This window comes from Peribacillus sp. NPDC058002 (assembly GCF_042886655.1).
GTDB lineage: Bacteria > Bacillota > Bacilli > Bacillales > DSM-1321 > Peribacillus > Peribacillus aracenensis.
Genome location: NZ_JBHVQU010000227.1, coordinates 1 through 5450, shown reverse-complemented (window position 1 = coordinate 5450; position 5450 = coordinate 1). Strand labels below are relative to the sequence as shown.

Genomic DNA, 5450 nt, shown 5'->3' with positions numbered 1-5450 from the left:
GCCATAAATGGAGTGTAGGGCCTGACCTTAGCAGGCTTACAGAATAAGATTATCAATTGATTTTGCTAAAATAAACTGAAATGGAGTGGTAGAATGGTTAATATTACCGGATATGGAAAAGCGACAGAAGAGGCAGTAAATAATTTTCAGCAATTTGTGGGTTTTGAGATCCCTGCAGATTATAAACAATTTCTCCTTACACATAATGGCGGCACAACTGCTGTTCAAAACAGTAAGTTTTATGTAGATGGATTAGACACGCTCGTTTGCTTAAATGTACTTTATGGATTAGAGATTCAAGATAAAGAACTGGATCTACAGAAATGGCATGAAGAAAATAGGGAAAACTTACATAAGAATTGCATTATAATAGGTAATGATACATGTGCAGGTAAAATCTTGCTGATAGATAACGAAGAGGAAAAGGGAGTTTATTTCTGGGATCAGGGTTGGTATTCGGATCCGTCAAGTCAGGATGAAAATATTTATAAAGTTGCAACGAGTTTTAAATCCTTCATTGAGGGATTGAAAATCCCGGAAGAAATCTAATTTTATTTGAATCCCCTTGATTGGCTCATCCCATTCAAGGTTTTTTATTTTCATTTCAATAAATGGAATGATATGAAGGATTGTCAAGTTAATGAGGAGATAAAGATGTATAAAATATTATTGGTTGAAGACGATTTCAAAATAGCGGGGATCTTAGTCAATTATTTAAAAAGGTATGGGTATGAGGTATTTGAAGTGAAGCAACTGGACCAAGTCTTTGCGGAGTTCCAAGAGGTAATGCCAGATCTGGTTTTATTGGATATTAATCTTCCCTATTATGATGGTTTTCATTGGTGCCGCCTAATAAGGGCGGTTTCAAAGGTTCCCATCATATTCATCTCTGCAAGGACAGATGAAATGAACCAAGTCATGGCCATTGAATATGGGGGGGATGATTATTTAACAAAACCGTTTCATTTGGAAGTGGTACTAGCGAAAATAAAGAGTGTCCTACGCAGGGTGTATGGTGAATATGCGGAAATATCCTCATCCTACCAAAAAATAAAGGAAATGGATGGGTTAACGCTTTATACGGAAAAAGCGATGATCGAATATCAGGACAAGCGGGTAACGTTAACTCAAAATGAGTTGAAATTATTGAGTTGTTTACTACGTCAGTATGACAACATTGTCTCGCGTGAAGATTTACTTGAAGCATTATGGAATGATGATTCATTTGTTGATGACAACACATTGACCGTCAATGTCACAAGGGTACGGAGAAAACTTGAGGATATTGGCGTCAATCACGCCATAACAACTAGCAGGGGAAAAGGATATCGACTTAAAATAGTGCAAGGTGAAGAAAAGTGAAGCTGAAATCCTTTATAAAAGACCGTCTTTATTTTATTTTTTATACCGTTCTATTGGTAGGCCTGCTTATCATTGCTTATGCATTAGCCGTTCTGGAAGCGGGGAATCACATATCGATTTCGAATATCTTCTATTTATTTATTCTCGCGTTGTTTATGATGCTTCTATTTTTAGGGGCGGATTATATAAGGCATTACCGTTTTCTTAATCAATTAGTAAGGATGAAGCAAGAACCGAGCTTGTCGTTTGAATATGTCGAAGCTTTTAGGGAACCCCTGTCAAATGAACAAAAGTTATGGATGGAACTTTTTCAACAAATGAACCAGGTAACAATTGGACAATTACAAGAACAAATCAAACAGAAGGAGCAATATGAGCTGTTGATCCATCAATGGGTTCATCAAATGAAGACACCCGTTTCAGTCATTTCCTTACTGGTTCAAGAAGGCAAAAGGACAATTTCGAGTGAATCGATGAAGGATTATCTTAAAGAGATAGAAGAAGAAAATGATCGATTTCGCAGAGGACTGGAAATTATTTTGCATGGAGCAAGGCTGCAGCGTTTTTCGGAGGATGTAAAATCGGAGCGGGTTGACTTAATTAATCTAGTCAAGCAAGTGATTAACGAAGAAAAGAAACAGTTCATCAAACGGTTCATATATCCCAGGCTTGACACGGAGCTTGAGAATTTATATGTGCATTCGGATCGTAAGTGGCTCCACTTTGCCATTAGTCAGGTGGTCTTTAATGCACTGAAGTATTCAAGGCAGGAAGAGCATGACAGCATAACGTTCAGCGTTGTTGAAAAAGAGTCGGAGATTATGCTTAGGATAACAGATCAAGGAATTGGAATCGTCCCGCATGATGTAAAACGGGTGTTTGATCCATTTTTTACTGGAGAGAACGGGCGAGCCCAACAGGAGTCAACCGGGATGGGATTATATCTAGTGAAGGAAATCGTTAACAGGCTTGGGCATGGTGTTACCATTCAATCGACTGTATCGGAAGGGACTACTGTGGAATTTCTCTTTAAGACAAATACCTTACATGAAAGGTGACAGAATTGTAAGGGTGTTAAACGATTATGTAATAAACTTCGATGGGAACCTCCCGCTTTATTCAATATACTTACGGAAGAAAGGGAGGTATTTTAGGATGTCGATATTAAAAGCGGAGCAATTATCCAAAACTTATTTTCAAAAGCAGGGGAATTTATTTCATAAAGCGTTACATAATTTCACCATGAATGTACAGAAAGGGGAATTTGTCGGGGTGATGGGACCATCAGGCAGCGGGAAAACCACTCTGCTTAACTTAATGGCCACGATTGATAAGCCGACCACAGGTAATGTCATTCTAAATGATCAAAACCCTAATGAATTAAACAATCAGGACCTGGCTTTGTTTCGCAGGAGGGAGATTGGGTTTGTTTTTCAAGACTTCAACCTTCTTGATACACTCACCGTTCGCGAAAATATCCTCCTTCCTTTAGCGTTAGATCATTATAAATTGAAGGAAATGGAAAATAGGGTAAATCAGTTGGCGAATCTTCTTGGTATAGAAGGGATTTTAGAAAAGCGGACTTATGAAATTTCCGGAGGTCAGCAGCAACGGACGGCTTGTGCAAGAGCGATGATTCATGAGCCTTCCATTATTTTAGCGGATGAACCTACTGGTAATTTGGATTCCAAATCCGCCAAGCAGGTAATGGATACCCTCACGACACTTCAGGAGAAAAAGGGAGCAACCATCCTCATGGTCACTCATGACCCGACTGCTGCCAGCTTCTGTGACAGAATTCTATTCATAAAGGATGGCAAGTTCTTTTCGGAGGTGCACAGCGGAGGGGAAAGACAGAGTTTCCATCAAAGGATTTTAGATACGTTAAGCGTTTTGGGAGGAGTCTATCATGAACATCCGACTTCTCGCTAAGAGAAATATCCAAGGAAATGCACAACGTTATCTAGCTTATTTTTTCAGTATCGTCCTTTCCGTCTCAATCTTTTTTATTTACGCATCATTTATCTTTCATCCTGATGTGGTCACTGCGAATATCCCGGGGGGACAGCTAATTAGTAAGGGACTCATAGCAGCAGAAATAGTGATCATCATATTTTCGGTTTTCTTTATCGCTTATTCAAATTCCGCATTTATACAGCCGCGAAAAAAAGAGTTTGGGCTGCTGACACTGCTTGGAATGTCCAGATCCCAACTAAGAAAACTGATTTACTTGGAGCAAACGATGGTTTCCCTCATATCCATCCTGATTGGGGTAGGCTTGGGCCTTTTGTTCTCAAAGTTATTCTTAATGGCAGTTTCTTGGTTATTGGCTGTAGAGCAACCAATATCGTTTGTCTTTGTCCCTGAAGCCTTTGTTTATACGATTGTTGGTTTCGTTTTGCTATTTCAGCTACTATCGCTCCTTTCATTGTTTCACATTGGAAAAGCGGAGGTCGTCGATTTACTAAAAGATAAACAAAAACCAAAAAAGACGCCCTTCGTTTCAAAGTGGCTAATTGCATTATCAGCAGTTTGCTTAAGCGTTTCTTATTATTTGGCAGGCACTATGTCGTTGAACAATTCTTATATTCGAGTAATGCCCATTTTATTCTTCGTACTTATAGGCACCTACTTTTTATTCAGCCAAAGTATTGTCGCTCTTTGCAGCAGGCTTTACCGGAAGAAGAAAAGCTTATATGGCGGAACGCATTTAATCACTCAAACAAACCTGATCTTTAATATTAAAGACTATTCGAGATTATTCTTTTTGACCTCGATCATAACAGCCGTCATTTTAACAGCAGCAGGCACACTTTTCATGTTCAGTGCAGACTTAAAAAAGCAAGGGATGAATAACATTCCGCAATCAATTGGCTGGGTGGAAAATGACGCTTCTATATATTCCATTATTGAACCATCCGCAGTAGAGGAAGCATTAAAGGAAGATGGATTCAAGATCCTTTACGAAGTAAATATGACGGGTGTACCCATTACCCACATGTTACCCCATATGAGAACGGGAGAATCCAATGAAAATAGGTCATTATTAATCTCGGAAAGTGATTATAACAATGTGGCTGCATTGCGAAAGATTGATCCGGCAAAGTTATCTGGAAAGGAAGCGTTATACATTTTTCCTTATGGAGGACTGGATTATCACTTCGTCCAAAAGGGAGAAAAAAAGGAACTTCACTATGGTAAACAAACCATGCAGGTAACTATGATTGGTCAGCGCAATCAATCCATAGTCACCCCCCTAAAGTCAGCAACGACCCTGATGGTGGTCGATGATCGGCTGTTTCAAGAAATAACTGCTGATGTGCCTATAAAAGAAAAGGTAAGAGTACGCGGGTACGAAATTAAAGATTGGGAAGAATCAATGGAAACATCCAGTAAAATCGAAAAAATGTCTAACAATCCAGACCATAATCAATTGCAAACAAGAGCTCCGATTTATCAAGAAATGAAACAGGGAAGCATTTTGATACTTTTTATCGGCTTGTTTGTCAGTTTATTATTCTTTATCGTCCAAGGAAGCATGATGTATCTCCGAGTTTTTACGAATTTAGAAGATAAAAAAATCCAAATTCATGCCCTTCATCGATTGGGACTGACAAAAAAAGAAATACGGCAAATTTTAAGTGCAGAAATACGCACTCTCTTTTTCGCTCCTTTTCTGATAGGGATGACTCATGCCATCATCGCCTACGTAGCATTAAGCAATTTATTGGGATCCAACTTGTTCGTCTATTCTGCTATGGTCATCGGAATGTATTTTCTTTTTCAACTGCTGTATTATCAAGTAACAAAAAAGATGTATGAGCGGGCAGTCATCAATTCGATTAAATAAAAGCTGTCATTTAAAAATGGAATCAGGGGGCAGGCCCTGATTCCATTTTTGTTTTCCTATATGAAAAATTGGTTAATATGTACTATTGAAAGGGAAGTGATTCACTTTTTTTGCGAAACTTGATATAAAAAATGTGAATTATGGTGTAACTTTACAGACGGAACCTTTAGGTTCTTGTAATATTTTCATATAAAGGGTAAAATTATTTATTTGTAGAGAAGGTACCAAACCCAACATC

The 5450-nt window shown here is 38.5% G+C and carries 5 protein-coding genes; all 5 read left to right on the top strand.

The window, feature by feature from the left end:
- Positions 1-93 precede the first annotated feature (93 nt).
- The gene (locus ACFVSH_RS22225; protein ID WP_387600068.1) at positions 94-549 is read left to right on the top strand and encodes an SMI1/KNR4 family protein; all 456 of its coding nucleotides are present in this window, start codon (positions 94-96) and stop codon (positions 547-549) included.
- A 105-nt stretch (positions 550-654) separates the two neighbouring features.
- Positions 655-1362, top strand: a complete 708-nt coding sequence (locus ACFVSH_RS22220) for a response regulator transcription factor (protein ID WP_387707865.1) — start codon at positions 655-657, stop codon at positions 1360-1362.
- Positions 1359-2420 (top strand): sensor histidine kinase, encoded by a 1062-nt coding sequence (locus tag ACFVSH_RS22215; RefSeq protein WP_387600074.1) that lies wholly within the window; start codon positions 1359-1361, stop codon positions 2418-2420. Before ACFVSH_RS22220 ends, ACFVSH_RS22215 begins: the two co-directional genes overlap by 4 nt.
- Before the next feature lie 97 nt (positions 2421-2517).
- Positions 2518-3294, top strand: a complete 777-nt coding sequence (locus tag ACFVSH_RS22210; protein WP_387600077.1) for an ABC transporter ATP-binding protein — start codon at positions 2518-2520, stop codon at positions 3292-3294.
- Positions 3272-5212, top strand: a complete 1941-nt coding sequence (locus ACFVSH_RS22205) for an FtsX-like permease family protein (RefSeq protein WP_387707863.1) — start codon at positions 3272-3274, stop codon at positions 5210-5212. The genes ACFVSH_RS22210 and ACFVSH_RS22205 overlap by 23 nt, the downstream gene beginning before the upstream one ends.
- Positions 5213-5450 lie beyond the last annotated feature (238 nt).

Coding starts and splice junctions, on each gene's coding strand:
- ACFVSH_RS22225 (WP_387600068.1), top strand. CDS start 94: ATGGTTAATATTACCGGATATGGAAAAGCGACAGAAGAGGCAGTAAAT.
- ACFVSH_RS22220 (WP_387707865.1), top strand. CDS start 655: ATGTATAAAATATTATTGGTTGAAGACGATTTCAAAATAGCGGGGATC.
- ACFVSH_RS22210 (WP_387600077.1), top strand. CDS start 2,518: ATGTCGATATTAAAAGCGGAGCAATTATCCAAAACTTATTTTCAAAAG.
- ACFVSH_RS22205 (WP_387707863.1), top strand. CDS start 3,272: ATGAACATCCGACTTCTCGCTAAGAGAAATATCCAAGGAAATGCACAA.